Annotated in this window: 1 protein-coding gene; it reads right to left on the bottom strand. The window is 53.9% G+C overall.

The window, feature by feature from the left end; translation table 11 throughout:
* Positions 1-637 (bottom strand): condensation domain-containing protein (locus tag AC1TPB_RS24965; RefSeq protein WP_482078955.1); only part of this gene is annotated, 637 nt, incomplete at its 3' end.
* Positions 638-673 lie beyond the last annotated feature (36 nt).

The raw sequence follows: 673 nt of genomic DNA, 5'->3' as shown, positions 1-673 counted from the left end.
CTCGGTCCCACTGTCCCAAGTAGTTAAAGCTGATTTCTGGCTTCATTCCACTGCCAATGCCGCTTTTCTCCGCTGGCGTCAAATACTTCAGCACGCCATATCCCACGCCTTTGTTCGGAATCCGTCTCAGCTTCTCCTTGAACGATTTGACCCAGTAGGATATTCCTTCCGTGTTCTTCAATTCGAAGACGACTGGATAGATGCTCGTAAACCAACCTATCGTTCTCGTCACATTCACGTCATCCAATACCTCTTCCCGGCCGTGACCTTCCAGATGTATAGCCAGCGTCTCATGACCCGTCCATTCCTGTATCGTCAAACCCAGCGCCGCGAGCAACACGTCGTTCACTTCCGTCTTGTACGCATGGTGCGTGCCCGTCAGCAGGTTTTTCGTTTCCAGCTCGCTTAAGCTAACCGCCGCAACTGCACTGCTCCCGATCGTACGCGCTCCGCAGCCTTCCCCGTCTTTAGGGAGCGGTTGCATATTGACACTCTGCTCCTGCCGCCAATAATCCGCTTCTCTGAGCAACTTCCGGCTCTCCGCATAACTCCCCATTCGCTCCGACCACGTTCGGTACGAATGCGTTTTGCCAGGTAACGTAACAGTTTCTCCCCGTAACAGCTGCTCGTATCCCACCGCGAAATCCTCCAATAAGATGCGCCAGGACACCCC

It is taken from the genome of Paenibacillus sp. Y951, from assembly GCF_056786395.1.
The sequence above is the reverse complement of the archived record's forward strand: the minus strand, read 5'-3'. Positions and strand labels throughout refer to the sequence as shown.